General features: G+C 63.6%; 28 protein-coding genes and 1 tRNA gene. 18 read left to right on the top strand and 11 right to left on the bottom strand.

What is annotated here, in order from left to right; translation table 11 throughout:
• Window positions 1-5 precede the first annotated feature (5 nt).
• Together pgi and map are read left to right on the top strand one after the other, a co-directional pair.
• On the top strand, window positions 6-1,649 hold the full coding sequence (gene pgi, locus FNA67_RS10955) for a glucose-6-phosphate isomerase (RefSeq protein ID WP_147656053.1): 1,644 nt from the start codon (window positions 6-8) through the stop codon (window positions 1,647-1,649).
• On the top strand, window positions 1,646-2,401 hold the full coding sequence (map, locus tag FNA67_RS10950) for a type I methionyl aminopeptidase (RefSeq protein WP_147656052.1): 756 nt from the start codon (window positions 1,646-1,648) through the stop codon (window positions 2,399-2,401). Before pgi ends, map begins: the two co-directional genes overlap by 4 nt.
• 20 nt (window positions 2,402-2,421) lie before the next feature.
• On the opposite strand, the gene FNA67_RS10945 is transcribed toward map, so the two are convergent.
• Together FNA67_RS10945 and FNA67_RS10940 are read right to left on the bottom strand one after the other, a co-directional pair.
• A tRNA-Lys gene (locus tag FNA67_RS10945) sits at window positions 2,422-2,496 on the bottom strand.
• A 124-nt stretch (window positions 2,497-2,620) separates the two neighbouring features.
• Entirely contained in the window at window positions 2,621-3,397 is a 777-nt protein-coding gene (locus FNA67_RS10940) for a hypothetical protein (RefSeq protein WP_049705144.1), read from the bottom strand.
• Between the two features lie 145 nt (window positions 3,398-3,542).
• Here FNA67_RS10940 and glmU point away from each other — a divergent pair, with 145 nt between their 5' ends.
• From glmU to FNA67_RS10925, 3 genes are read left to right on the top strand one after another with little or no spacing between them, the layout of a single operon-like run.
• On the top strand, window positions 3,543-4,898 hold the full coding sequence (gene glmU / locus FNA67_RS10935; protein WP_147656051.1) for a bifunctional UDP-N-acetylglucosamine diphosphorylase/glucosamine-1-phosphate N-acetyltransferase GlmU: 1,356 nt from the start codon (window positions 3,543-3,545) through the stop codon (window positions 4,896-4,898).
• A 4-nt stretch (window positions 4,899-4,902) separates the two neighbouring features.
• Entirely contained in the window at window positions 4,903-6,729 is a 1,827-nt protein-coding gene (glmS, locus tag FNA67_RS10930; RefSeq protein WP_049705142.1) for a glutamine--fructose-6-phosphate transaminase (isomerizing), read from the top strand.
• Window positions 6,722-7,114, top strand: coding sequence for a DUF2237 family protein (locus tag FNA67_RS10925; protein ID WP_049705141.1), 393 nt, complete (start codon window positions 6,722-6,724; stop codon window positions 7,112-7,114). Before glmS ends, FNA67_RS10925 begins: the two co-directional genes overlap by 8 nt.
• On the opposite strand, the gene FNA67_RS10920 is transcribed toward FNA67_RS10925, so the two are convergent.
• Complete coding sequence (locus tag FNA67_RS10920) at window positions 7,115-7,537, bottom strand: VOC family protein (RefSeq protein WP_082202076.1); 423 nt, start codon at window positions 7,535-7,537, stop codon at window positions 7,115-7,117. It abuts the gene before it with no gap.
• A 185-nt stretch (window positions 7,538-7,722) separates the two neighbouring features.
• Here FNA67_RS10920 and FNA67_RS10915 point away from each other — a divergent pair, with 185 nt between their 5' ends.
• Window positions 7,723-9,165 (top strand): M81 family metallopeptidase, encoded by a 1,443-nt coding sequence (locus tag FNA67_RS10915; RefSeq protein ID WP_147656050.1) that lies wholly within the window; start codon window positions 7,723-7,725, stop codon window positions 9,163-9,165.
• Between the two features lie 2 nt (window positions 9,166-9,167).
• On the opposite strand, the gene FNA67_RS10910 is transcribed toward FNA67_RS10915, so the two are convergent.
• The 4 genes from FNA67_RS10910 to FNA67_RS10895 are packed head-to-tail and all read right to left on the bottom strand — an operon-like array spanning window position 9,168 to window position 12,480.
• Window positions 9,168-9,863 (bottom strand): HAD family hydrolase, encoded by a 696-nt coding sequence (locus FNA67_RS10910; protein WP_147656049.1) that lies wholly within the window; start codon window positions 9,861-9,863, stop codon window positions 9,168-9,170.
• Between the two features lie 11 nt (window positions 9,864-9,874).
• Window positions 9,875-10,681 carry an ABC transporter permease gene (locus tag FNA67_RS10905; RefSeq protein WP_147656048.1) on the bottom strand — a complete coding sequence of 269 codons (807 nt, stop codon included), beginning with the start codon at window positions 10,679-10,681 and terminating at the stop codon, window positions 9,875-9,877.
• A gap of 3 nt (window positions 10,682-10,684) precedes the next feature.
• The gene (locus FNA67_RS10900; RefSeq protein WP_049705137.1) at window positions 10,685-11,473 is read right to left on the bottom strand and encodes an ABC transporter permease; all 789 of its coding nucleotides are present in this window, start codon (window positions 11,471-11,473) and stop codon (window positions 10,685-10,687) included.
• Window positions 11,474-11,481: 8 nt separating this feature from the next.
• Window positions 11,482-12,480: an ABC transporter ATP-binding protein gene (locus FNA67_RS10895; protein ID WP_147656047.1), complete on the bottom strand. Its 999-nt coding sequence runs from the start codon at window positions 12,478-12,480 to the stop codon at window positions 11,482-11,484.
• 122 nt (window positions 12,481-12,602) lie between these two features.
• On the opposite strand from FNA67_RS10895, the gene FNA67_RS10890 reads away from it, so the two are divergent.
• The 3 genes from FNA67_RS10890 to eno all read left to right on the top strand — a co-directional run bounded on the left by FNA67_RS10890 (window position 12,603) and on the right by eno (window position 14,864).
• Window positions 12,603-12,965, top strand: a complete 363-nt coding sequence (locus FNA67_RS10890) for an ArsR/SmtB family transcription factor (protein ID WP_049705135.1) — start codon at window positions 12,603-12,605, stop codon at window positions 12,963-12,965.
• Window positions 12,962-13,459, top strand: coding sequence for an SRPBCC family protein (locus tag FNA67_RS10885; RefSeq protein WP_147656046.1), 498 nt, complete (start codon window positions 12,962-12,964; stop codon window positions 13,457-13,459). The genes FNA67_RS10890 and FNA67_RS10885 overlap by 4 nt, the downstream gene beginning before the upstream one ends.
• Window positions 13,460-13,586: 127 nt before the next feature.
• Window positions 13,587-14,864, top strand: coding sequence for a phosphopyruvate hydratase (eno, locus tag FNA67_RS10880; protein ID WP_147656045.1), 1,278 nt, complete (start codon window positions 13,587-13,589; stop codon window positions 14,862-14,864).
• A 55-nt stretch (window positions 14,865-14,919) separates the two neighbouring features.
• On the opposite strand, the gene FNA67_RS10875 is transcribed toward eno, so the two are convergent.
• On the bottom strand, window positions 14,920-15,534 hold the full coding sequence (locus tag FNA67_RS10875; RefSeq protein WP_147656044.1) for a nuclear transport factor 2 family protein: 615 nt from the start codon (window positions 15,532-15,534) through the stop codon (window positions 14,920-14,922).
• A gap of 75 nt (window positions 15,535-15,609) precedes the next feature.
• On the bottom strand, window positions 15,610-16,029 hold the full coding sequence (locus FNA67_RS10870; RefSeq protein WP_147656043.1) for a low affinity iron permease family protein: 420 nt from the start codon (window positions 16,027-16,029) through the stop codon (window positions 15,610-15,612).
• 177 nt (window positions 16,030-16,206) lie between these two features.
• On the opposite strand from FNA67_RS10870, the gene FNA67_RS10865 reads away from it, so the two are divergent.
• The 9 genes from FNA67_RS10865 to FNA67_RS10825 all read left to right on the top strand — a co-directional run bounded on the left by FNA67_RS10865 (window position 16,207) and on the right by FNA67_RS10825 (window position 24,436).
• Window positions 16,207-16,554: an FtsB family cell division protein gene (locus tag FNA67_RS10865; RefSeq protein WP_049705130.1), complete on the top strand. Its 348-nt coding sequence runs from the start codon at window positions 16,207-16,209 to the stop codon at window positions 16,552-16,554.
• A gap of 122 nt (window positions 16,555-16,676) precedes the next feature.
• Window positions 16,677-17,693: a pyruvate dehydrogenase (acetyl-transferring) E1 component subunit alpha gene (pdhA, locus tag FNA67_RS10860; protein WP_049705129.1), complete on the top strand. Its 1,017-nt coding sequence runs from the start codon at window positions 16,677-16,679 to the stop codon at window positions 17,691-17,693.
• Window positions 17,694-17,760: 67 nt separating this feature from the next.
• A complete protein-coding gene (locus FNA67_RS10855; protein WP_147656042.1) occupies window positions 17,761-19,137 on the top strand; it encodes a pyruvate dehydrogenase complex E1 component subunit beta in 1,377 nt (458 codons plus the stop codon).
• Between the two features lie 11 nt (window positions 19,138-19,148).
• Window positions 19,149-20,510 carry a pyruvate dehydrogenase complex dihydrolipoamide acetyltransferase gene (locus tag FNA67_RS10850; protein WP_147656041.1) on the top strand — a complete coding sequence of 454 codons (1,362 nt, stop codon included), beginning with the start codon at window positions 19,149-19,151 and terminating at the stop codon, window positions 20,508-20,510.
• A 10-nt stretch (window positions 20,511-20,520) separates the two neighbouring features.
• Window positions 20,521-21,171 (top strand): SGNH/GDSL hydrolase family protein, encoded by a 651-nt coding sequence (locus tag FNA67_RS10845; protein WP_147656040.1) that lies wholly within the window; start codon window positions 20,521-20,523, stop codon window positions 21,169-21,171.
• A 24-nt stretch (window positions 21,172-21,195) separates the two neighbouring features.
• Window positions 21,196-22,635: a dihydrolipoyl dehydrogenase gene (gene lpdA, locus FNA67_RS10840; RefSeq protein WP_049705125.1), complete on the top strand. Its 1,440-nt coding sequence runs from the start codon at window positions 21,196-21,198 to the stop codon at window positions 22,633-22,635.
• 104 nt (window positions 22,636-22,739) lie between these two features.
• On the top strand, window positions 22,740-23,003 hold the full coding sequence (locus FNA67_RS10835; protein WP_049705124.1) for a GlsB/YeaQ/YmgE family stress response membrane protein: 264 nt from the start codon (window positions 22,740-22,742) through the stop codon (window positions 23,001-23,003).
• A gap of 43 nt (window positions 23,004-23,046) precedes the next feature.
• On the top strand, window positions 23,047-24,000 hold the full coding sequence (gene lipA, locus FNA67_RS10830; protein WP_049705123.1) for a lipoyl synthase: 954 nt from the start codon (window positions 23,047-23,049) through the stop codon (window positions 23,998-24,000).
• Window positions 23,993-24,436 (top strand): type II toxin-antitoxin system RatA family toxin, encoded by a 444-nt coding sequence (locus tag FNA67_RS10825; RefSeq protein ID WP_170267288.1) that lies wholly within the window; start codon window positions 23,993-23,995, stop codon window positions 24,434-24,436. Before lipA ends, FNA67_RS10825 begins: the two co-directional genes overlap by 8 nt.
• Window positions 24,437-24,445: 9 nt before the next feature.
• On the opposite strand, the gene FNA67_RS10820 is transcribed toward FNA67_RS10825, so the two are convergent.
• Entirely contained in the window at window positions 24,446-24,949 is a 504-nt protein-coding gene (locus tag FNA67_RS10820; protein ID WP_049705121.1) for a CinA family protein, read from the bottom strand.
• 1 nt (window position 24,950) lies between these two features.
• Window positions 24,951-26,144 (bottom strand): bifunctional 2-C-methyl-D-erythritol 4-phosphate cytidylyltransferase/2-C-methyl-D-erythritol 2,4-cyclodiphosphate synthase, encoded by a 1,194-nt coding sequence (locus FNA67_RS10815; RefSeq protein ID WP_147656038.1) that lies wholly within the window; start codon window positions 26,142-26,144, stop codon window positions 24,951-24,953.
• Window positions 26,145-26,194: the final 50 nt, after the last annotated feature.

The following is a 26,194-nucleotide window of genomic DNA, read 5'->3' as shown; positions in this document are numbered from 1 at the left end:
TTACGATGGCCAAGTCTGGACGCAAGGCGGCTTTTGCCGCGCTGGAAACGCACAAGAAGCGCCTCAACAAGACGCCGATGCGGGAGATGTTCGCGGCCGATCCGGCGCGCTTCGAGAAATTCTCGGCCAGGGCCGGCGATATCCTGCTCGATTATTCCAAGAACCGCATCGATGCGGATGTGATGGCGGCGCTCTTCGATTTCGCGCGGCAGGTCGACCTGGAAGCCCGGCGGGACGCAATGTGGGGCGGCGAGCACATCAACATCACCGAAGATCGTGCCGTAGAGCACATGGCGCTGCGCTACCAGGGCGACAAGGCTGTCCCGATCGACGGCAAGGACGTCATGCCGGATGTGCGGGACGTGCTCGGGCGCATGAAGGTGTTTTCCGATCAGGTTCGCGACGGCTCGATTCGTGGCGCCACTGGCGAGCAGTTCACCGACGTCATCAACATCGGTATCGGCGGTTCGGACCTCGGGCCGGCCATGGTGACGCTGGCCTTGGCGCCCTATACCCGCGCCGACCTGCGCGTTCATTACGTTTCGAACGTCGATGGCGCCCATATTCACGATACCCTCAAGGGCCTCGATCCCAAGCGCACGATGTTCATCGTGGCATCCAAGACTTTCACCACCGACGAGACCATGACAAATGCGGCCACGGCCCGCAAATGGATCGCCGAAGGTGTGGGAGAGGAGGGGGTCTCAGACCATTTCGCCGCGCTCTCGACGAACCTGCCGGCCTGCGATGCTTTCGGCATCAAGCAGGATCGCATCTTCGGTTTCTGGGATTGGGTCGGCGGGCGCTATTCGGTGTGGTCGGCGATTGGCCTGCCCATCGCCATCGCGGTGGGCTTTGAGAACTTCGAGAAGTTCCTCAAGGGCGCGGCCGAAATGGATGCGCATTTCCTTTCGGCGCCGCTGGAAAAGAACCTGCCGGTCATCATGGGCCTGATCGGCGTCTGGTACCGGAACGTCTGGGATTTCTCGACGCAGGCCGTGCTGCCCTACGACCAGCGCCTGTCCCGCTTCGCCGCCTATCTGCAGCAGCAGGACATGGAGAGCAATGGCAAGTCGGTCACGCTCAACGGCAAGCAGGTCGATTGGTCGACCGGCCCCATCGTCTGGGGCGAGCCGGGAACCAATGGCCAGCACGCGTTCTACCAGCTCATCCACCAGGGCACCGATGTCATTCCCTGCGATTTCCTGATCGCAGCCAACCCCCATGAGCATCTGCCGCCGCACCACGCCAAGCTCGTGGCGAACGTGCTGGCCCAGTCCGAAGCGCTCATGCTCGGCAAGACCGAGGACGAGGTCGAGGCCGAACTCAAGGCGCAGGGCCTCGACAAGCCGCGGATCAAGGAACTGACCCCACACAAGGTCTTCCCCGGCAATCGCCCCTCCAATACCATTATGTATTCCAAGCTCACGCCGGAAACTCTCGGGTCGCTGATTGCCCTTTACGAGCACAAGGTGTTCGTCCAGGGCACGATCTGGAACGTGAACTCCTACGACCAATGGGGCGTTGAACTCGGCAAGCAATTGGCCAAGGCTCTGCTCCCCAAGGTCGAGGGAACTGCTTCCTCGGAAGGCCACGACAGCTCGACGCGGGGGCTCCTGGCCTATTTCCACCAGTTGAAGTCTCAATGATCATCAAGACCGACGAAGAGCTCGAAAAACTCAAGGCAATCGGGCGCATCTGCGCCCAGGCGCTCGATGCCATGGCCGGCGCGCTGCGCCCTGGCATCACCACTCAGGAGCTCGACGAGATCGGCGCGCGGGTACTGGCGGAAGCCGGCGCCCGTTCGGCGCCGCAGGTCACCTACGAATTTCCCGGTGCCACCTGCATTAGCGTCAACGAGGAAGTGGCGCACGGGATACCCGGGCCGCGGGTCATCCAGCCGGGCGACCTGGTCAATCTCGATGTATCGGCCGAAAAGGACGGACTCTTTGCCGACATGGGCGCGTCCTACGCGGTCGCGCCGGTAGCCAAGGCGGTCGAAAACCTCTGCCGCGATGGCCGCAAGGCGATGTGGACCGGTATTCGTGCCGTGCGTCCCGGAGCCCCGCTGGCCGATATCGGCAACGCCATCGGTAAGTTCGCCGAGAAGAACCGCTATACGTTGATCCGCAACCTTGCCAGCCATGGCATCGGCTACAGCCTTCACGACGAGCCGGGCGAGATTCCCACCTGGCCCGATCGTTCCGAGCGTCGTCAGATCGCCGAAGGCCTGGTGTTCACGGTCGAGCCGTTCCTCTCCCTCGGTGGCCGCAACGCCGTCGAGAAGGATCCTGATGACGAGTGGACTCTGGTAAGCGAGCCGCCGGCCCTGACGGTGCAGTACGAGCATACGATCGTCGCCACGAAGCGCGGCCCCGTGGTGGTTACGCTACCGGGTTGATCGGCTCTGGAGGGGAGGGATGGTATGCGCGGAGGGGGTCGAACCCTCGACCATCCGATTAAAAGTCGGATGCTCTACCACTGAGCTACGCGCACACATCTCGTGACCACGATACATCTGTTCGAGCACCGTGTCGTGTCGGCGCGGAACATAGTGTTTAGCCTTTTCCTGTCAACCGCAAATCGGCTGCGCCCACACCTGTCCTCAGGCGCGGCGCGCTCAGTTGGTGATCGTGGCTCCGATATAGGGCACCGGAAGGCAGGCGACCGCGACAGCCTCGAGGCGCTTGCAGAGCGCGGTGGCGTCCTTGACGTCCGCGAAGGGGCCGGCGATCAGGTGGCCGTCTTCCGCGGCGGTACCCCCGTTCATCACGGGCTCAAGTCCGGCAAGAATGTCGCCCAGCTTCACATTGAGCGCGTCCCACGTGGCGCTCGCCTGCGTGGAGGCGATGGCAGGCCCGAGCGCAATGCCGAACTGGGCGGCGGGCAGGGCCTGGGGAATCGGTTGGGCGGCGGCAACGGCCTTTTGCTCAGACGAATTGGCAATGGCCATCGGCGTCTGCTTGACCGATACCGCTCCACCATCGGCCGGTACGGTCTCCCGTTCCGGATCGTCAGCGATCGAGGAGGTGAGGATGGAATGGTCCAGCGAGGCTGCACCGGGCATGGCTTCGACCAGGGCGGGCAAGGTTACCTCGAGGGCGCCGACGCGGCGGGCGATCTCTCCGCTCGTATTCTCGGTGAGCTTGATCTGGGATTGGGTCTGGCGCGCATCCTGGCGCAGCCGTGCGGCGTCCACCGAGAGTTCGGCCACTTTCTGGCGCAATTCGGTGATGCTGCCGCCTTCGAGGCGGGAAAGATGGAGGCTGAGGAATGTCCCTTCAGGTATCAGCGCCGAAACATTCGCCGATAGAACTGCGACGACGCCGCAGGCGAGTGCCGCGAAGCCCCAGAATGTAACATCCGATTGCCGAAATTGATCGCCGGCCTTAGTCAAGTCATCCTCCGAATGTGGCCGTCGAATCAGGCCCCCGGAGAACACTTTAGCATCGTGCGGGTTCTGCATTATCGCTTTGCCAACACGTTGCTGCCATAAAAGTGAGAAAGAGCGCAGTGCACACTCTTGCCGTGAGACAATCGCAATGACCGACGTTTTGGCCATTATCCTCGCTGCCGGCGACGGCACGCGCATGCGCTCGAACACGCCCAAGGTGCTTCACGAGGTCGGCGGATTGCCCATCGTCTCGCACGTGGTCCGGGCGGCAGCGGGCGCCGGAGCGACCCGTCTCGCCGTGGTGACGGCTCCCGGGCACGACGATGTTCGCCTCAAGGTGTCCCAGGTCGCCCCGCAGGCCGAGTTCTTCGAGCAGACCGAGCGCAAGGGGACCGGGCATGCCGCCTCGATGGCACGCGCTGCCTGGGAGAAGGCCGAGGGTTACGTGGTCGTGGTCTATGCCGACCATCCGCTGCTTCGCGCCGAGAACTTCAAGGGCATTACCGACCGGCTCGATGCGGGATGGGATGCGGCGATCCTGGGGTTCGAGCCGCGCGACCCTACCGGCTACGGACGTCTCCTCACCAGGGGCGAGCAGCTGCTCGCCATCCGCGAGCACAAGGACGCCAGCGAGGAGGAGCGCAAGATCGTGCTCTCGAACGCCTGCATCCTGGGGTTCCGCGCCGAAGTGTTCCGGGAGCTGATCGACAAGCTCAAGACCAACAATGCCCAGGGCGAATACTACCTTACCGACCTGGTCGAACTCGCCAACCAGTCCGGCCGTCGCGTGACTTACCACGTTGCTCCCGAGCACGACGTGATGGGCGTCAACGACCGTAAGCAACTGGCGCGCGCCGAGATGCAGTTCCAGGAGTTGCGCCGCGACGACTTCATGGCAGCGGGCGTGACCATGAAGGATCCGTCCTCGGTCTATGTCTCCTACGACACCGAAATCGGCCGCGACGTGGTGCTGGAGCCCAATGTGTTCTTCGGGCCGGGCGTCAAGGTCGGCAACGGCGTCACCATCCACGCGTTTTCCCACATCGAAGGGGCCACGATTGGCGACAATGCCGAGATCGGTCCCTTCGCGCGGCTGCGGCCGGATGCGGTGTTGGGCGAGGCGGTCAAGGTCGGCAACTTCGTCGAGGTCAAGAAGGCCACTATCGGCACCGGCTCCAAGATCAACCATCTGAGTTATGTCGGCGACACGCAAATGGGCGCCAAGGTCAATGTCGGTGCGGGCGCGATCACCTGCAATTATGACGGACTCAACAAGAGCGTCACCAATATCGGGGACAACGTCTTTGTCGGGTCCAATTCCTCGCTGGTGGCGCCGGTGAGCATCGGGGACGGCGCCTACATTGCCTCGGGCAGTGTCATCACCAGGGATGTCGAGGCGGATGCACTGGCGTTGGGCCGGGCCCGGCAGGAGAACAAGCCGGGCTATGCCCCCAAGCTTCGGGCCCGGGCCGAAGCCATCAAGGCAGCCAGAAAGAAGGGCTAGGACCATGTGCGGCATCGTCGGAATCATCGGCGTCGAGCCGGTCGCGCCAAGACTTGTGGATGCGTTGCGGCGGCTCGAATACCGCGGATACGACAGCGCCGGCGTCGCCACTCTGGAGGACGACCGCATCAGCCGCCGCCGCGCAGAAGGCAAGCTCGGCAACCTGGCGCAGAAGCTGGCCTTCGAGCCGCTGGCCGGCAATATCGGGATCGGTCACACCCGCTGGGCCACCCACGGGGCGCCCACCGAAGGCAATGCGCATCCGCACGCGACTGAACGGGTCGCGGTGGTCCACAACGGCATCATCGAGAATTTCCGTGAACTGCTCGCGGACCTCGCCAAGGATGGCTACCTCCCCAAGACGCAGACCGACACGGAATCTGTAGCGCTCTGGGTCACGCGCGAGCTCGATCGGGGCTCCGATCCTGAATTCGCCGTGTCCTCGACCCTCAAGCACTTGCGCGGCGCCTTCGCGCTCGCCCTGATGTTCAAGGGGCACGATCGGCTCCTGATCGCTGCCCGCAAGGGGGCGCCGCTGGCCATCGGCTACGGCACGGCGGAGATGTATCTGGGTTCCGATGCCATGGCGCTGGCGCCGTTCACCTCGCGCCTCGCCTATCTCGAGGATGGCGACTGGGCCGTCATCACGCCAGAAGGCGTCACCATCCGCGATGGCCAGGACGGCATCGTGCAGCGCGAGCTCATGATCTCGAACGCATCGGCGCTGATGGTGGACAAGGGCAACCACCGCCATTTCATGGCCAAGGAAATCTACGAGCAGCCCGAAACGATCTCGCACACGCTCAGCCATTATGTGGACATGGGCGCGGAAACCGTGGCGTTGCGCGAGGCCCTGCCGTTCGATTTCGCCGACCTGCGCCGGCTGACGATCTCCGCCTGCGGCACCGCCTATCTGGCCGGCTCGGTGGCCAAGTACTGGTTCGAGCGCTATGCGCGCCTGCCGGTGGATGTCGATGTCGCTTCCGAGTTCCGCTACCGCGAGCCGCCCCTCGAGAGCGGGGGACTTGCCCTGTTCATCTCTCAATCCGGCGAGACCGCCGACACGTTGGCGGCGCTGCGCTACTGCGCCGGTCAGGGGCAGCATGTCGCCTCGCTCATCAATGTGCCGGAATCCACCATCGCGCGGGAATCGCAGGTGGCATTTCCGACGCTCTGCGGCCCGGAAATCGGCGTCGCCTCGACCAAGGCGCTGACGGCGCAGTTGACGGCCCTGGCCAGCCTGGTCGTCGCGGCTGCTCGAGCCCGCAACACGATCGATGAAGCCCAGGAGCGCGAACTCGTGCGCGCGCTCGTGGAACTGCCGCGGGCCGTTTCGGCCGCGCTCGGCGCCGAAGCCCAGATCGAGCGCATTGCCAAGCGGCTTTCCAAGGCCAAGGACGTGCTTTATCTCGGCCGCGGCGCGATGTTCCCCATCGCTATGGAAGGCGCCCTGAAGCTCAAGGAAATCTCCTACATCCACGCCGAAGGTTATGCCGCCGGTGAGCTCAAGCATGGGCCGATTGCGCTCGTGGACGAGACCATGCCCGTAATCGTGGTGGCGCCATCCGATCCGCTGCTCGAAAAGACGCTTTCGAACATGCAGGAAGTTGCAGCGCGCGGCGGCAAGATCATCCTCATCACCGATGAGGAGGGCGCCGCCAAGGTCGGGGCGGGGGTAGCCGAAACCATCGTTCTCCCCACGGTGCCCAGCTTCGTGGCGCCGATCCTGGCGACCATTCCGGTGCAGCTGCTGGCCTACCATACGGCCGTCTTCATGGGCACGGATGTCGACCAGCCGCGCAACCTGGCCAAGAGCGTGACGGTTGAATAGCCCGTTCTTCGAGCGCGAGCCGGAACTGAACGTCTTCAGCGAGCCGCTGGAAGCGTGTTCGACTGATCCGCTGACGGGCTTCTATCGCAACGGCCATTGCTCTGCGGGGCCCGAAGATCAGGGCCGGCACCTGATCTGCGCCCAGATGACAGCGGAATTTCTGGCGTTCTCGAAGTCGGTCGGCAACGACCTTTCGACCCCCATGCCGCAATTCGCGTTTCCGGGGCTGTCGCCCGGGGATCGTTGGTGCCTTGTCGCCGACCGTTGGGTCGAAGCCTATGCCGCCGGCGTGGCGCCCAAGGTGTTCCTGCGCGCCACGCACCTTGGCGCGTTGCGCCATGTGGAACTGGACGTCCTCAAGCGGTTCGCGCTCGATCTCTCCTGACTACCAGTTGACGTTGCGGTCGCCGCCAAGGAACTGGGCGCTTTTGGCCGTGTATTCGAAGAGTTCGATCTTCACTCCGTTCGGGTCGGCCGTCCAGGATTGGTAAGTGTCGTCGATCCCGAACTTCTTGTCGGTGATGGCGACGCCCTGCGCGCGGACGTGGGCGATGGCCTCGTCCATGTTCTCGACTTCCAGGCAGAGGTGGTTGATCGCGTTGGATTCGGCAAATGCCGTATCCGCCTTCTCGAACACCTCGATATTCGTGCGTCCGCCCACATCGAGATAGAATCCGTGCGGCTTTCCGTTGCGGACGAAGCGGAACTTGACCGGTATGCCGAGGACGTCGCGGTAGAAGGCCTCGGTGGCGTCGAGGTCGTCGGTGAAGATGCAGACGTGGGCCAGTTGCTTGATGATACGGGTCAATGTTCCCTCCCTGGATTGCCGCGGCGCGTTGCCTCTAGCGATAAGGAAGCGCGGGCGGCCTGTGCGCAAGCAGGACCCGCTCCGGAACGCCCCGATTCCCCAATCTTTTCACAAATTGTGCGTTGCTCTGAAAACGGTTTCACCCAATTCTCATCGGTAGCGGACCAGCAGCACCGAGATACTTCATGCGCATTGCTTTTGGCGGATTTCACATCGAATCCAGCACCTACAATCCCGTCCTGTCCCGAACCGAAGATTTCACCGTCCATCGCGGGGACGCACTTCTCGAGGCGCCCGCCTTCCGGTTTCTCAAGGATTATGACGCGACCTTCCTGCCTACGCTCCATGCACGCGCAGTGCCCGGCGGTCCGATAGCACGTGAGACCTATGAGGGCTTCAAGCGCGAATTCCTCGAGCGCCTGGCCGCCCATGGCGAGATCGACGGGCTTTACCTGGCCCTGCACGGCGCGGCTTTCGTGGAGGGATTGGAAGACGCCGAGGGCGATTTCATCGCTGCCGCGCGCGCTGCCGTCGGCCCCGATTGCCCTATCACCGCCAGTTACGATCTCCACGGGAACCTCAGCGAGCGGATCATCGACAATCTCGACTGCTACTCGACCTATCGCACGGCGCCCCACATCGACGTCGAAGAGACGATGCGGCGCTCGGTAGCACTGCTGCTGCGCACACTTGAGGGCGGCGAGAAGCCATCGCTGCTCTGGTGCCCGATACCGGTGGTGCTGCCGGGCGAGAAAACGTCCACCGAAGACGAGCCGGCACGCAGCCTCTATGCCCGGCTACCCAAGCTCGATGCCATCCCGGGCATCTGGGACGCCTCGCTGATGGTGGGTTATGTATGGGCGGACGAGCCGCGCGCCACCGCCGCCGTGGTGATGACCGGAACGGATCGCGAAGCCATGACGCGCGAAGCGCTGACCCTGGCCAGGGCCTATTGGGATGCGCGCGAGGAGTTCGCCTTCGGCTCCCGCACCGGGAGCGTCGAGGACTGCGTCGATTGGGCCATGGCCAGCCAGACGCATCCGGTCGTGCTGGCCGACTCCGGCGACAACCCGACCGCCGGCGGCGTCGGTGACCGTGCCGATGTCTTGGCAACGCTGATCGAGAAAGGTGCCAAGGGCGTTATCCTCGCCGGGATTACGGACCGGCCCGCCACCGAGGCCGCCTATGCTGCCGGCGTCGGCGCAAAGATCGAGGTTTCGATCGGTGCAACGCTCGATAGCGCGGGCAGCAAGCCGGTGCAGGTCGAGGCCGAGGTCGCGTTCCTGCTCGAGGTCGAGGATCCCGTGCTGCGCGAAGCGGTGCTGCAGGTCGGCGGTATTTCGGTCGTCGTGCATTCCAAGCGGCGCCCGTACCACAACATCCACGATTTCGTCCGTCTCGGGTTCAATCCGATGGATGCCAGGATCGTCGTCGTGAAGTCGGGCTACCTGTCACCCGAACTGGCGCCGATCGCCAATCCCTCGATCATGGCGCTCTCGCCGGGTGTCGTGGACCAGTATGTCGAGCGCTTGCCGCGCCTGCGCAAGGCGGTACCGACCTATCCGTTCGACAAGGATTTTTCGTACGAACCCAGGGTGCTCTGGTCGGCGCGCTCGCGCGCGATCTGAGCCTAGCGCAAATGGTCGAGCACCTCGGTCAACTGACCGAGGTGCTCGATCTGCCTGAAGCGGGGCTCGTCGGCCGGCGCTTCGACATGCTCGTAACTCCAGGTGAGCGCATGCGGCACGTAGACGCCCCAGCTTCCCGCGGCGATGGCCGGCACGATGTCGGATTTAAGTGAGTTGCCGACCACGAGGGCGCTGCCGGGCCCTTCCGCGTGGCTGCGGAAAATGCGCTCGTAGGTTGCCGCAGTCTTGTCGCTGACGATCTCGACCGCATCGAAGAATTCGCCCAGCCCCGATTGGGCGAGCTTGCGCTCCTGGTCGAACAGGTCGCCCTTGGTGATGAGTATCAGCCGGTAGGTCCCCATCAGTTGTTCCAGCGTCTCACGCGCGTGGGGCAGCGTTTCGATCGGGTGGCTCAGCATGTCCCGTCCTGCCGCCAGGATGTCGGCGACGACGGAAGAGGGGATCTTGCCGTCCGTCACCTGGATGGCGGTTTCGATCATGGAGAGCGTAAAGCCCTTGATGCCGAAGCCATAAAGACCAAGCGTGCGCTTCTCGGTCTCGAGCAGCTTTGCCGACAGATCGGCCGGATCGGCGTAGTCGGAGAGCAGTTCGGCGAAACGCGCTTCGGTGAGCCGGTAGAACTGCTCGTTCTGCCAAAGCGTGTCGTCCGCGTCGAAACCAATGGCTTTCAGACTCATTCGCGTTCTCCCTAGCCGCCGGCTCCCTGGTAACGCCGGATGCAGTAGCGCCACTGTGCCATGGCGATTACCACCGTGATGGGGCCCGCCAGCAGGCCGAGCGGCCCGGCCCAGGCGCCCAGGAGGGGAATGTCCTTGCCCAGCAGCCAGGCCACAGGGACATAGGCCATGAAACCCATGGGAACAATGGTGTAGAGCATCACCTGGATCACCGCAGGGAAGATCGAGAGCGGGTAGCGGGTGAACTCCCAGAACCCGAAGAAGATCGAGAACAGGTAGTTCGAGCGCACCAGTACGAGGGATGCCGCGCCGATCATCGTCATGAGCGAACACACGATCAGGGCGGCGCTGATCATCGAGGCCGTGAGGTACAGGATGTTGCCGAAATTCCAGGCAACGTCGACCTGCAGGACGGCCCAGATCATGAGGCCGACGCCCAGGATGAAGTGGCCCAGGTAGCCGATGTTGAGGCCAGCGAAGGCGAGATAAGCCCAGGGGCTGAACGGCTTGACCAGCAGCGCCTCGAAGGTGCCGTTGCGGACTAGGTTCTGCATCTCGCGGAACTGGGTGAAGCTGAACGAGGCGCCCAGCGCATAGGCGAGCAACTGGAAGCTCAGCAGCAGGGCCAGCTCGGACCAATTCCAGCCTCCCAGGTTGCCGAAGCGCAGTAGCAGGATCCAGATGCCGGCGTAAGCCGCGCCGTAATTGATGATCTGCGCAATCCTGTCGAGGATGAAGGCGCCGCGATACTCCATCTGCGACTTGACGAAGAGTTTGACCAGGAAAGGCAGGACCTGTGGGGCAGTGCGCAGGCTCATAGGTTACCCTCCCTGGACCGTTATGCGCCGGGAGGCGCGATGCCAGAGGGCGGCGACGCCGAGCGTCGCGGCGAGCGTCCACAGAAGGCCATAGCCGAAATGGATCACGGTATCGGCCACCCCGAGCTTTCCGAGATAAACGGCCGCCGGGTAGTAGCCGACCCAGGCAAAGGGCAGGTGCAGGGCGATGGTGTCGAAGCCGGGCGGGAAGAACCAGAGCGGAATGAACATGCCCGAGAGCAGGATCATGAAGGCGCGGAATACCCAATCGAGCGAGAACGCCGTCATGAGCCAGAACGCCATAAGCCCGCAGATCGCCGACATCAGGAACAACAGCACGAAGGACTGAATCCAGAAAAGCACGAAGAACGCGGCGTGAAAAATGCTGGCCGGAGGGGAAAGGCCGTAGACCAGCGCGGTGACCACAGCCGTCGGCAGCACGATGGTGATGAGCGCGAAGAGCATCTTTCCGCCTTCCACCGAGAACAGGTAGAGCGGGTAGCGCAATGGCTTGAGCAGGAACACGGCGACGTCGCCCGTGCGGATCGAGTCTCCGATACCGTAGAGAAGTTCGCGATTGTCCCAGGCGGCAAAGAGCGAGCCGGCGACCACTGAATAGGTGATCATGTCGGGCAGGGTGATGCCCGCCACGCTTTGGACGCCGGTGAACACCGCCATCCAGATCGCGATCTTGACGAAGATGAGCAGCAGTTCGCCGAAGATGGTTGCCCACACTTCACCCCGGTAAGCGAGGCGGGTCTGGAAGGCGCTCGATGCAAAGGCCAGGTACATGGCGCGCCTCAGGCCGAAACGATGGCGGGACGGCGCTGGTAGAAGGTGCGGATGACCTCCTCGATGCCGGGTTCTTCGATTTCGACGTCGCGCAGGTCGTGGCCGGTGCCCAGTTCTGCGAGGAGGTCGAGGAGCGATGCCGCCTCGTTGTCGACCAGGAAGTGCTTGCGCAGGCCCTCGTCGCTGGTCAGGCTGGCGGAGGGCAGGGCGATGGGACCAGGATCGGAGCCGAATTCGAGCGTCAGGCGGCGCTTGGCGCCCAGAGAGGCCCGCAGGCGCCCCAACTCGCCGTCGAACAGCAGCTTGCCGTCATCGACCATGATCAGGCGCGGGCAGATTTCCTCGATGTCCTGCAGGTCGTGGGTGGTCAGGATGATGGTGACGCCGCGCTCGCGGTTCACCTGCGCCAGGAACTTGCGCACGGCATCCTTGGCGACGACGTCCAGCCCGATCGTGGGTTCGTCCAGGAACAGCACCTTGGGGTCATGGAGCAGCGCCATGACGACTTCGGCGCGCATGCGCTGGCCCAGGCTGAGCTGGCGGACGGCACGGTCGAGAAACGGCGCCAGTCCAAGCATGGCACTGAGGTGCTTGAGGTTCTCCTCGAAGCGAGCCTCGGCGATGTCGTAGATGCGGCGGTGGAGCTGGAAGGAATCGATGACGGGCAGGTCCCACCAGAGCTGGCTGCGCTGCCCGAAGACCACGCCAATCTCCCAGGCGTTGGTCATGCGCTGTTCATGCGGGGTGCGGCCGAGCACCGAAACCGAGCCAGTGGTCGGGACCAGGATGCCTGTCATCATCTTGATCATGGTGGACTTGCCGGCCCCATTGGGCCCCAGATAGCCCACCGCTTCGCCCGCATCGATGGAGAATGAGACGTCGTTCACCGCCACGACCTCGGTGTAGTCGTGCGTGAAAAGGCTCTTGATGGCGCCCGAAATGCCAGGGAAACGCTTGTGTTGCCGGAACCGCTTGCTGACGGCCTGCGTCTGGATGATTGGTGCCATGATTTCCCCCGGGGATCGAAATCTAGACGATTCCGCGCCCGTGTCACGCCAACCGCTCCGTGTTGACCTTTCTCACGAACTTGCGTATTTACGCAAACACGTAATTAGCAAGTTGAGCAAATATGCAGGACGCCCTTAGCGCCACCTTCGCCGCCCTTGCAGATCCGACGCGACGCGCAATGCTGGCGCGGCTTTCGCAAGGTCCTGCGACGGTCAACGAACTGGCCGAACCCTTTCCAATCAGCCTCCCGACCGTGTCGCGCCATCTCAAGGTGCTTGAGGAAGCGGGGCTCGTCGTCAAGGAGCGCGCGGCCCAGTACCGGCCTTGCCGCCTCGAGGCGGCCCCGCTGGAAGCGGCGGACGAGTGGCTGGGGCAATATCGTGCCTTCTTCAGCGAGCGCTTCGATCGCCTCGACGAGAAGGTCAGGCAGATCATGGCAGCCCGGTCTGCCGCAAAAGGATCAACAGGAGGAGACGAGAAATGACCCCAAGCTATGCCCTTGGACGAGGGATCGAATTGCGCCGCACGTTCGATGCGCCGCCCGAAGTCGTGTTCGACGCCTGGACCGACGCGGGCCTCCTGGATTGGTTCTTCAACCCGGGCATGCCGGTTTCCGAGCCGATTTCGGTCGACCTGCGGGTAGGGGGTGCGTGGCGCCAGCACATGGTGGTCAATGCCGACACCCAGTACATGACCGGCGGCATCTATCGCGAGATCGTGCCGGCTCGGAAACTGGTCTTCACCTGGGGCGCGGTCGGTGGTTGGCCCAGCCTCGATCCAGGGAACATCGATGACGCGCCGCTCGTCACGATCCTTTTCGAGCCTCGCGGGGAGCAAACCGAGATGATCTTCCGGCTGCAGCTTGCCGATCACCTGAGCGAAGACAAGACCAGGGAATGGCTGGAGATGGGCATGGGCGAGGGCTGGGGCATGACCATCGATCGGCTCGTCGCCCAGCTGCGCAGCGAAGCGGCCTGATCGCCTCGGGAACTGCATCGATTTCGCGGGCGCGGCAGGTATTTTTGCCGTGCCCTCTTTTAACTGTCACAAAGCTTCAATATGAGGGGCCGAACAAGGGCAAACCTAGCGTTGGAAGGGACTTTTCATGTCTGGCATCATCGACGTCGTCGCGCGGCAGATCTTCGACAGCCGCGGCAATCCTACCGTGGAAGTCGACGTGGTTCTGGACGATGGAAGTTTCGGGCGAGCGGCGGTTCCCTCGGGCGCTTCGACCGGCGCGCATGAAGCTGTGGAGCTGCGTGACGGCGGCCCGGCGTTCCTGGGCAAGGGCGTCACCAAGGCGGTCGATAACGTCAACACCATCATCGCCGATGAGATCGAGGGCATGGATGCTCTCGACCAGATCGCGCTGGACCAGGCGCTGATCGAACTCGACGGCACCCCCAACAAGTCCAAGCTCGGCGCCAACGCCATCCTGGGCGTGTCCCTCGCCGTTGCCAAGGCGGCGGCCGAGTCCTCCATGCTGCCCTTCTACCGCTATATCGGCGGGCCGAACGCGCACGTGCTGCCGGTTCCGATGATGAACATCATCAACGGTGGCGCCCATGCCGACAATCCGATCGACATGCAGGAATTCATGATCATGCCGGTGGGCGCCGAAAGCATCGCCCATGCCGTGCAGATCGGCTCGGAAATCTTCCATACCCTCAAGAAGGGCCTGGCGGCCGAAGGGCACAACACCAATGTGGGCGACGAAGGCGGTTTCGCGCCGAACCTTAAGTCCGCCGAGGAAGCCCTCAGCTACATCGTCAAGTCGATCGAGAAGGCCGGCTACAAGCCCGGCGAGGACGTGTTCCTGGGTCTCGATTGCGCTTCGACCGAATATTACAAGAACGGCAAGTACGAGATGGCCGGCGAAGGCAAGTCGCTGACCTCGCTCGAGAACGTCAAGTTCCTCGAGGGCCTGGTGTCGCGCTTCCCGATCATTTCCATCGAAGACGGCATGGCCGAGGACGACTGGGAGGGCTGGAAGGCCCTGACCGAGACCTTGGGCAAGAAGGTCCAGCTCGTGGGCGACGATCTTTTCGTCACCAACACCGAGCGCCTCAAGTCCGGCATCAAGATGGGCGTGGCCAATTCCATCCTGGTCAAGGTCAACCAGATCGGTTCGCTTTCGGAAACGCTCGACGCCGTGGATACCGCGCACCGCGCCGGCTACACGTCCGTGATGTCGCACCGCTCCGGCGAGACCGAGGATTCGACGATTGCCGATCTCGCGGTCGCCCTCAATTGCGGTCAGATCAAGACAGGGTCGCTCTCGCGCTCGGACCGGCTGGCCAAGTACAACCAGCTCATCCGCATCGAGGAAATGCTGGGCAACGCCGCCGTCTATGCGGGCCGCAGCGTCCTCAAGAACCAGTAAGACGCTCGCGTCAAATCGCACCATCCGGAAGGGGCCGCTCGCGGCCCCTTTTTCGTTAGTGCCCAGTCCACCTGTGTGGCTTTCCTCCAAGCCAGTTGGAACCGGACACATAGAGGGCCTCGACCTCCGGGCCGTCGAGCCCCGGCATGTCCCGCTTGACGGTGTAGCCGACGCGCGTTTGCAGATAGGCCAGGTGCCGATAGCCGACAGGAAAGAGGGCGAGGAGGTCACCAGACAGGCGCAGGGTTGCCGCAGGATCGACAGGATCCATACGGTCCTTCTCATAGATCGGCTGGCGCAGCACGAGACCCCAGCGCGCATCGCGCCGCTCGAAGAAATCGTAGAACCGGCCGGTGCAAACGACGTCCACCTCGACGTCATCCACCAGGGCGCGCTGGGAGATGGTCATCTTGGTCTGCGCGATGGCCCGGTCCCCGGCGAGGTCGATCGTGGAGCCGCCCAGAAAGTGGAGGATACGCACACCGTTGTCGTATCCGGACTGGCTTACCTGGATGAACTCTTCAGCCGATCCCTGGAACCATGTGGCCATCATGCGGCCGTCGGAGTGCCAGACCTGCCGGAAGCGATCCCAGAGGCGTGCGTCGCGGAAGATCGCCCAATCCTCGACCAACTGGCGGATAACCAGGCGCGTTTCGAAATCCCGATCCAATTGCTCACCGGACAGCTCGAAGGACGAGGTGACTATACGTCGGGCTCCCAATCCGAGCCAGCCTGTGGCGTCAAGCTAGTTGGCGGTAGCCCGCTTGGATCGCGTCCGAGCCTTTGTCCTGGGCTTCGGGGCGTCGGCCTTGACCTTCTGGCTGTCGCAAAGATCGCGCAACTGCCGGATCTCCTCGTCGGTGAGCTTTTCTGCTCCTATGAACCGGTTCTCGGCCTTGCTGGCCGCCAGGATGAGTTCATCGAGTTTTAGCTGCAGCGCCAGGCCGTCCCGGTTCTGCGAGCTCTGCAGCACGAACACCATCAGGAAGGTGATGATCGTTGTTCCGGTGTTGATCACCAGTTGCCAGGTCTCCGAATAGCCGAAAATCGGCCCGCTGACGGCCCACACCACGACGAGCGCAACGGCGAGGGCAAAGGTGATGGGCTGACCTGTCGCCTTGGAGACGGCGTGCGACATGCGATTGAATAGATCCTTGATGGCCATGGCGTTCCTCTCGGTTGGTGTCACAACCGACAAGCCCACCGGAGCGTTCCCGTGCTGATCGCATGCCCCTAAACCCGGTCTTAACCCTGTCCGGGGCAAAGTGCGAACGTCCTCCATCATGCACTGCGCACCATGCCCACCCGTCTCAAACGCCCTCCATTCTGGCGCCCGCTCGCGATGACCGCCGCCCTTGTCGGGTTCCAGGGCTATCTCGGCTACAGCGCGCTCAACGGCCAGTTCGGAACGTTGAGCCAGGAGCAGATGAAGGCCGATATCGAGGAACTCAAGGCGCAATCGTCCGTTCTTCAGGCCGAGATCGATTCCTACCGCCACCGGGCCAGCCTTTTCGACCCCGCACGGCTCGATCCGGACATCCTCACCGAGCAGGCGAGGGCGATGCTGAGCATGGCCCGTCCCGAAGACGTGGTGGTGATGGTTGATCCTAACGGTAAACCGATTGCCGGTTCATCGCCCGGATTAGCTGAACGGCAGTTAACCGACATTATTGAAGACGGCATAGACTGATAGCACGTTTTCTTCGCGTAAAACTTCGCTTGGTACCTGCGACACTCTTGCGCTATTCTCCCCGCCTGTGGCCTTATGGGCCAAACTGACTGCGGCACCCCTTATTATTCGGAGCATAGCCCATGGCGCGTAAGGCGACGGCGGCCCCCAAGGCCCAAACCAATGTCCCTGAACTGACCAAGGAACAGGAACTCTCCGCCTACCGCGACATGCTTCTGATCCGGCGCTTCGAAGAGAAGGCCGGTCAGCTTTATGGCATGGGCCTGATCGGTGGCTTCTGCCACCTCTATATCGGCCAGGAAGCGGTGGTGACCGGCGTCACCATGGCGAGCAAGAAGGGCGAGGACGCCCAGATCACCGGTTATCGCGATCACGGCCACATGCTGGTCATGGGCCTCGATCCCAAGGGCGTGATGGCCGAACTCACCGGGCGCCAGGGCGGCCTGTCGAAAGGCAAGGGCGGCTCGATGCACATGTTCTCCAACGAGCATCGCTTCTATGGCGGCAACGGCATCGTGGGCGCGCAGGCGAGCCTGGGCACGGGCCTGGCCTTTGCCAGCAAGTATCGCGGCGACAACACCGTGAGCCTCACCTATTTCGGCGACGGCGCCTCCAACCAGGGGCAGGTCTACGAGAGCTTCAACATGGCCAAGCTCTGGAGCCTCCCGGTTGTCTACATCATCGAGAACAACCACTACGGCATGGGCACTTCGGTCGAACGTGCCGCTTCGACCACCGACCTTTCCCAGCGCGGTCGCTCGTTCGACATTCCGGGCGAGCAGGTCGATGGCATGGACGTGCGCATGGTCTACGACGCGGCCAGGCGCGCCATCGAGCATGCGCGCAGCGGGAAGGGCCCCTACATCCTCGAGATGCTGACCTACCGCTACCGCGGGCACTCGATGTCGGATCCGGCCAAGTACCGGTCCAAGGAAGAAGTGCAGACGATGCGCGCCGAGCACGATGCCATCGAGCAGAGCAAGAAGCGCATCATCGAGAAGCGTTACGGCACCGAAGAGAGCCTCAAGGCCATCGAGGCCGAGGTTCGCGCCATTGTCACGGAAGCCGCCGACTTTGCGACCAATGACGCGGAGCCGGATGTTTCCGAACTCTGGACCGACATCACGCTGCCGGCCTGACGCCCGTTTTCGACTTGTTCCCCGCACGCCGGCGCCGGTAAGCGCGGCGATACGGCAGGAGACCTAAATGCCCAATATTCTGATGCCCGCCCTGTCGCCGACGATGGAAGAGGGCAAACTCGCCAAATGGCTCGTCAAGGAAGGCGATGTCGTGTCGCCCGGCGACGTACTGGCTGAGATCGAGACCGACAAGGCCACGATGGAAGTGGAATCCATCGATAGCGGCACCGTCAAGAAGCTCCTCGTACCCGAGGGAACCGAAGGGGTGAAGGTCAACACGCCCATCGCCCTGGTGCTGGCCGAGGGTGAGCAGGTGGGCGACGAGCAGCCCGACAATACCAATGTCCAGCCGCAGACGGTGGTCGAGGTCGAAGCGCCGGCTCAGGCTCCTGCGCCGGCTGTAGCCGCCGCTCCCGCCTTCGTGCCTGCCGCCGATCCGGACCTGCCCGAAGGCGTCGAGATGGTCGAAATGACCGTCCGCGAGGCGCTGCGCGAAGCCATGGCCGAGGAAATGCGCAAGGATCCCACCATTTTCGTGATGGGCGAGGAAGTGGCCGAGTACCAGGGCGCCTACAAGGTCACCCAGGGCCTGTTGCAGGAATTTGGCGCCCAGCGCGTCATCGACACCCCGATCACCGAGCACGGCTTTGCAGGCCTGGGCGTCGGCGCGGCCTTTGCCGGCCTGCGGCCGATCATAGAGTTCATGACCTGGAACTTCGCCATGCAGGCGATCGACCAGATCATCAACTCGGCAGCCAAGCAGCTTTACATGTCCGGCGGCCAGGTGACGGCGCCGATGGTGTTCCGCGGCCCGAACGGCGCGGCGGCACGCGTGGCGGCGCAGCACAGTCAGGATTATTCGGCCTGGTATTCGCACGTTCCCGGCCTCACCGTGATCGCGCCCTTCAGCGCCGCTGATGCCAAGGGCCTCCTCAAGGCGGCTATTCGGTCCAACAATCCGGTCGTCTTCCTCGAAAACGAAATCCTCTACGGCACCACCGGCCTCGTACCCAAGGTCGACGACTATGTGTTGCCGATCGGCAAGGCGCGGATCGTCCGCGAAGGGAAGGACGCGACCATCGTCTCGTTCTCGATGGGCATGCGCTACGCGCTCCAGGCCACCGAGAAGCTGGTGGCCGAGGGCATCGACGTCGAAGTCATCGACCTGCGTACTCTGCGTCCCATGGACAGCGCCACCGTCATCGAGTCCGTCAAGAAGACAGGACGCCTCGTGACCGTTGAAGAGGGCTGGCCGCAGGGCGGCATCGGCGCCGAACTCGCGGCGCGCGTCATGGAGGAGGCGTTCGACTATCTCGACGCCCCCGTGACCCGCGTCACCGGCAAGGACGTGCCCATGCCCTATGCCGCCAACCTCGAGAAGCTGGCTCTGCCGAGCGCCGATGAAGTCGTCGCGGCAGTCAAGGCCGTGACCTACCGGAGCTGAGAGAGGCACCCATGAGCATCAACATCACCATGCCGGCGCTCTCTCCGACGATGGAAGAGGGCAAGCTCGCCAAGTGGCACGTCAAGGAGGGTGACACCGTCTCCTCCGGCGACGTGATCGCCGAGATCGAAACGGACAAGGCCACGATGGAAGTCGAGGCCGTGGACGAGGGCAAGATCGGCAAGATCGTGGTGCCCGAGGGCACCGACAACGTGAAGGTCAATTCGGTGATCGCCATCCTGCTGCAGGAAGGCGAGAGCGCTGCGGATGTGAAGACGCCGGCTCCCGCACCGGCGCCCGCTGCCGCGCCAGCACCCAAAGAAGAGCCGAAGGCGGCCGCGCCTGCGGCGGCCGTTTCGGGATCCGCGGTTGCCGCTCCTGCTGCGGCTCCCGCCCCGGTTGCCAAGGCGCCGACGCCAGCGCCCGCCGGCGGAACCCGCACGTTTGCCTCGCCGCTCGCTCGCCGTATCGCCAAGGAAGCCGGCATCGATGTTGCCGCCATTTCGGGCACCGGTCCCCATGGCCGCGTGGTCAAGGCTGACGTCGAGGCGGTGAAGTCGGGCAAGGCCCAGCTCAAGGCCACGGCCGCCACTGCCGGCGCACCGGCTGCTGGTGGCGCCGCGCCGACTGGCATGACCAAGGCCCAGGTGCTCGCGCTCTATCCCGAAGGCAGCTACGAGCTCGTGCCGAACGATGGCATGCGCAAGGTGGTGGCGGCGCGCCTCACCGAGAGCAAGCAGACAGTTCCGCATTTCTACCTGACCATCGACTGCAAGATCGATGCGCTGCTTGCCGCCCGCGAGCAGATCAACGCGGCTGCGCCCAAGTCCAAGGACGGCAAGCCCGAGTACAAGCTCTCGGTCAATGACTTCGTGATGAAGGCCTGGGCCGTTGCGCTCCAGCGCGTTCCGGCGGCCAATGCGACCTGGGCCGGGGACTCGATCCTCTACCACAAGCGTTCGGACGTGGCCGTCGCCGTGGCGGTGCCCGGTGGGCTCTTCACGCCTGTCGTGAAGTCCGCGGACACCAAGACGCTTCGCGAGATTTCCGAAGAGGTCAAAGACCTGGCCGCTCGCGCCCGCTCCAAGAAGCTGGCCCCGCATGAATACCAGGGTGGGGCCACTTCGGTCTCCAACCTGGGCATGTACGGCATCCGCGAATTCGCCGCCGTCATCAACCCGCCCCACGGCACGATCCTGGCGGTCGGCGTGGGTGAGGAGCGCGTCTATGCGGACAAGGGCCAGGTCAAGGTTGCAAGCTTCATGACCTGCACGCTCTCGTGCGATCACCGTGCCGTGGACGGCGCGCTCGGCGCCGAAGTGCTCGGCGTCTTCAAGGGCCTGATCGAAAACCCCGTCATGATGCTGGCGTAAGGGCAGGGCGATGAAAACCATCCTCGCCTATGGCGACAGCCTGACGTTCGGCGCCAATCCGCAGCCGAACGGGCCGCGTCATGCCTATGAGGATCGTTGGCCCACGTCGCTCGAGGCGAGCCTGGGCGGCAAGGCCCGGGTGATCGCTGAAGGGCTGGGTGGCCGTACGACGGCCTGGGAAGACTGGCAGATCACGGGCGACCGCAATGGCCTGCGCATTCTCCCCACACTCCTGGCGAGCCACGAGCCGCTGGACATGGTCGTCATCATGCTCGGCACCAACGACCTCAAGCCGTCGATCTGCGGCAGCGCCCTCGAGGCTTCTTTCGGGATAAGGCGTTTGGTGCACTGCGTGCGTGGCCACTTTGCCGGCCAGTTGCTGACGATCCCACAGATCGTCATCGTGGCGCCGCCCCATATCTGCGACACCGACAACGAGGACATGATCGGCCATTTCGGTGGCATCGAGCACGCCGTCGCACAATCGCAGACCTTTGCGTACCACTATGCACGCCGCGCCAGCGAACTCGGCGTCGCGTTCTTCGATGCTTCGACCGTCGCCAGGCCTGATCCGGCCGACGGCGTGCATCTGGATGCCGCCAATACCAAGGCCATCGGCGTGGGCCTCGCCCCGCTGGTCAAATCACTGCTCGGCCTTTAGGCCCGCCAACTCCAAGAGGAGCCCATGGCTGACTCATACGATCTGATTGTTATCGGCGCCGGTCCCGGCGGTTATGTCGCGGCGATCCGCGCGGCCCAGCTGGGCATGAAGACTGCCATCGTCGAGCGCGAGCACATGGCCGGCATCTGCTCGAACTGGGGCTGTATCCCAACCAAGGCGCTGCTGCGCTCGGCCGAGATCTACAGCCACATGGGCCATGCAAAGGACTACGGCCTGACCGCCGAGAAGTTCGGCTTCGACATCGATGCGATCGTCAAGCGCTCGCGCAATATCGCCGGCCAGATGAACAACGGCGTCCAGTTCCTCATGAAGAAGAACAAGGTCGATATCATCTGGGGCGAGGCGGCGCTGACCTCGGCCAACGAGATCAAGGTGGTGAAAACCACCAAGAAGCCGATGGAGCCGCAGTGGCCCGGTCCCAAGAACACTTTGGGCGAGGGCACCTACAAGGCCAAGAACATCATCATCGCCACCGGCGCGCGTCCGCGCGTGCTGCCCGGCATCGAGCCGGATGGTGACAAGATCTGGACCTATTTCGAGGCGATGAAGCCGGCCAGGATGCCCAAGTCGCTGGCCATCATGGGCTCGGGCGCCATCGGCATCGAGTTTGCCTCGTTCTACCGCTCGCTCGGCGCGGAGGTGACGGTCATCGAACTCCTGCCGCAGATCCTGCCGGTGGAGGACGCCGAGATCGCTGCACATGTGCGCAAGCGCATGGAAAAGCGCGGCATCAAATTCCTGACCGATGCCAAGGTCTCCAAGGTCGAAAAGACCAAGGATGGCATTGTCGCTCATATCGAGCTCAAGGACGGCAAGACCGACAAGGTCGCCGCCGACAACCTGATCTCGGCCGTCGGCGTGCAGTGCAATACCGAGAACCTCGGCCTGGAGAAGGTGGGGGTCAAGATCGATCGCGGCGCGATCGTCATCGACGGCTACGGTCGCACGAACGTGCCGGGCGTCTGGGCCATCGGCGATGTGGCCGGTCCCCCGATGCTGGCCCACAAGGCCGAGCACGAGGCCGTCGTCACCGTCGAGACCATTGCGGGCATGAAGGTCCATGGGCTCGACAAGAGCAAAGTGCCGGGCTGCACCTATTGCGAGCCGCAGGTGGCGAGTGTGGGGCTGACCGAGGCCAAGGCCAAGGAAGCCGGCCGCGAGATCAAGGTCGGCCGGTTCCCGTTCATCGGCAACGGCAAGGCCATTGCGCTGGGCGAACCGGACGGGCTGGTCAAGACCATCTTCGACGCCAAGACCGGCGAGCTCCTCGGAGCCCACATGGTGGGCGCGGAAGTGACCGAGCTGATCCAGGGTTTCGTCATCTCGATGAATCTCGAGACCACAGAGGAAGAGCTGATCCACACCATCTTCCCGCATCCGACCCTGAGCGAAACGATGAAGGAAAGCGTGCTCGACGCCTATGGGCGCGCGCTCAACATCTAGGGCTTGAAGCGTGAAGGCCTACAGGCGATATGTCTGGGGCATTCACGGGGGACACGAGAATGGCTGTTCCGCAACGGCAGAACACTGGACCTGAGGGTTTCGCAATGAACATCAACGCCCGCGCCGTTCTGATCTTCCTGGCCATCGGCCTGGTGGCTGGCTGGCTTGCCGGCCTCATCGTCGGCGGTTCGGGCGGTTTGTTCGGATCGCTGCTCAAGGGCGTCATCGGCGCATTCGTGGGCGGATATCTGTTCACGGCGCTCAACATCAATCTGGGGATCAAGAATACGATCGTCACCCAGATCATTACTGCGACGGTGGGTGCCATCGTCGTGGTGCTGGCGGCAAGGCTCATCGCCGGCGCCTGATCCATCCCTGGGGAGGGTTGGCGAGGAGAGGTAAGAGGTTCTCGTGGTTACCCTGATAGACAATACGGGCGTCGAGCGTCCGCGCCACCCCGAAAAGGCCAACCGGCCAGAGACGGTCATGCTGCGCAAGCCGGACTGGATTCGCGTGCGCGCACCGGGTTCGCCCGTCTACAAGGAAACCCAGCAGATCGTGCGCGAGAACAACCTCGTCACCGTCTGCGAGGAAGCCGGCTGCCCCAATATCGGGGAGTGCTGGTCCAAGAAGCACGCCACCATGATGATCATGGGCGAGATCTGCACCCGCGCCTGCGCCTTCTGCAACGTGCGCACCGGCCTGCCTCTCGCCCTCGATCCGCATGAGCCGGAAAACGTCGCCAAGGCCGTTCAGACGCTCGGCCTCCAGCATGTCGTAATCACGTCCGTCGATCGCGACGATCTTCCCGACGGCGGGGCGCATCACTTCGCCGACGTGATCTACGCCATCCGCGAGAAGAACCCGACGACGACCATCGAGATCCTGACGCCCGACTTCCTGCGCAAGGAAGGGGCTCTCGAAGTGGTGGTGAAGGCCAAGCCGGATGTGTTCAACCACAACCTGGAAACGGTGCCGAGCAAGTACCTCAAGGTGCGGCCAGGGGCGCGCTACTTCCACTCGATCCGGCTCCTGCAGCGGGTCAAGGAACTCGATCCGACCATGTTCACCAAGTCGGGGATCATGGTTGGCCTGGGCGAGGAGCGCAACGAGGTGCTCCAGCTCATGGACGACCTGCGCAGCGCCGATGTCGACTTCCTGACCATCGGCCAGTACCTCCAGCCGACGCGCAAGCACCACCCGGTGATCCGTTTCGTGACGCCGGACGAGTTCAAGTCCTACGCCACAGTGGCGCAGACCAAGGGCTTCCTCCTGGTGTCCTCGAGTCCGCTGACCCGGTCGTCCCACCATGCCGGCGAGGACTTCGCCATGCTGCGCGCCGCACGTTTGGCCAAGCATGCCTGATCTCTACCTGGAGCGGCACGTTCCGCATCTGCCCGACCGGATGTTCGACCTGGTTTCGGACCTGGAGAGCTACCCGCGCTTCATCCCCAATTGCAGCGCTATGGTGGTCAAGAAGGATTCGGGAGCGCCGGGCGATGTCCGCTTCGCCAAGATGACGATCCGGTTCGGCCCGGTGACGCAGGCCTACACGAGCCGCGTGACGCTGGATCGCGAGAGGAAGACCATCACCGCCAAGGCAGTCGATGGCCCGTTCGCTTACCTAGACAGCAAATGGACGCTGGAGCCGGAAGGCGCGGGGACGCGGGTGCGTTTCGATATCGACTTCAAGATTTCCAACCCGCTGATCGCGGCGGTTGCCGAACCGGCGTTCGCCGCCAAGCAGGAGGAGATCATGAACGCTTTCGTGGACGAGGCCGACCGCCGCTTCGGCGAATAGTCCGGTCCCTCAGAGTTCTTCGGGTTTGCCGAGCGTTTCGAGTACCATTTCAAGTGCCGCCTCGACACTAGCCTTGCGGATGCCCTCTCGCCCGATATCGCCGAAGCGCTTTTCGAGGACGTCCGTGCCGTCCTTGGTCGCCACAGCGAAGTAAACGAGCCCGACGGGCTTGCGCTCCGAGCCCCCGTCGGGGCCGGCAATGCCGGTGACGCTCACGGCGATATCGGTGCGGGCCGTGTTGCGCGCGCCGTCCGCCATGGCGCGGGCCACCTGGGCCGAAACGGCGCCATGGTCCTCGATCATGCGGGCCGGAACCCCGATCATGCGCGACTTGGCAGCGTTCGAATAGGTGATGAAGCCGCCGTAGAAGACGGCCGAGGCGCCGGGGACGTCCGTGATGGCGCCGGAGAGAAGTCCGGCAGTGCAGCTTTCCGCCGTCGCCATCGTCATCTTGCGGGAAGCGAGCGTGGTAATGATCTCTTTGGCGGGATCGCGCGCTGGTTTGCCCGCCATCTCAATCTACCCGCGGCAGTTCGATACTTGCGCTGGCCATGGCCACAATGCCCTCCTCACGACCCGTGAACCCCAGTCTTTCGCTGGTTGTCGCCTTGATAGTGACGCGGGAAGGCGTGATCGCGCAAGCCGTTGCAATGACCTGGCGCATTGCGGGAACATGTGCGGCGATTTTCGGAGATTCGGCCACGATCGTCGCATCGAGGTTGACGATCCTGCCGCCACGCTCGGCAACCAGCTTTGCTGCGTGTTCGAGAAAGATGACCGAAGCCGCGCCCTTCCACTGCGGATCGCTCGGCGGGAAATGTGTGCCGATATCGCCTTCGCCCAGCGCCCCATAGATGGCGTCGGTGAGCGCGTGAAGGGCGACGTCGGCGTCCGAATGTCCCTTGAGCTTGGCCGTGTGCGGAATGCGCACGCCACCGAGCCATACCGCGTCGCCCGGCTCGAACTCGTGGACGTCAAAGCCGGTTCCGACGCGAGTTTCCATCGATTGCGCTCCTGCGATCATCCGTTCGGCCCGGGCAAAGTCCTCGGGATGGGTGATCTTGATATTGCTGGTGTTGCCGGGTGTGAGCGCTACGCGAAGCCCCGCCCACTCGGCGATGGCGGCATCGTCGGTGAACTCACGGGGCAGGGTGCTCGCCCGCATATGCGCCGAAAAGATCTGCGGGTAGCGGAAACCCTGCGGGGTTTGCGCGGCGAAGAGCACGCGCCGGTCCTCGGTTGCGACGATGTTGACGCCGTCCGGAGCGCGCTTGATCGTGTCGGTGACCGGCACGGCCGGCAGCGCTCCTTCGTGATCGGCCAGGCCGGCGACCACGCCGGCGACCAGTTCAGCGCCGATGAACGGGCGGGCGGCGTCCTGGATCAGCACATAGTCCGGCCGTTGCCTGCCGAGCGCCTTGAGGCCTTCGAGCACCGAGGATTGACGCGTTGCGCCGCCCATGACCGGGGGAAGGAGCCGCTCGTCGTCCAGCCCCAGGCCGGCATAGAGATCGGCGTGGTCAGGGTGGATCACCGGCTGGACAAACGTGACGTCGGGCAGGGCCAGCAAGGCCTTGATCGTCCGCGTCAGCACAGGGATGCCATGCACTGAACGGTATTGCTTGGGCAGGCTCTCTCCGTTAGCGCTGGCACGTTCGCCCTTGCCGGCGGCAACGACGATGGCGGCGATGGAACGGGCGCGAGTCACGGATAGCCTTGGTTGATTATGACGTTCGTTGAGGGTCTAAAGGCCATCGA

Origin of the sequence: Youhaiella tibetensis (assembly GCF_008000755.1) — a bacterium.
In the GTDB taxonomy this organism is placed as follows: domain Bacteria; phylum Pseudomonadota; class Alphaproteobacteria; order Rhizobiales; family Devosiaceae; genus Paradevosia; species Paradevosia tibetensis.
Note: the sequence above shows the minus strand (reverse complement) of the source record. Positions and strands in the feature narration are given on the sequence as shown.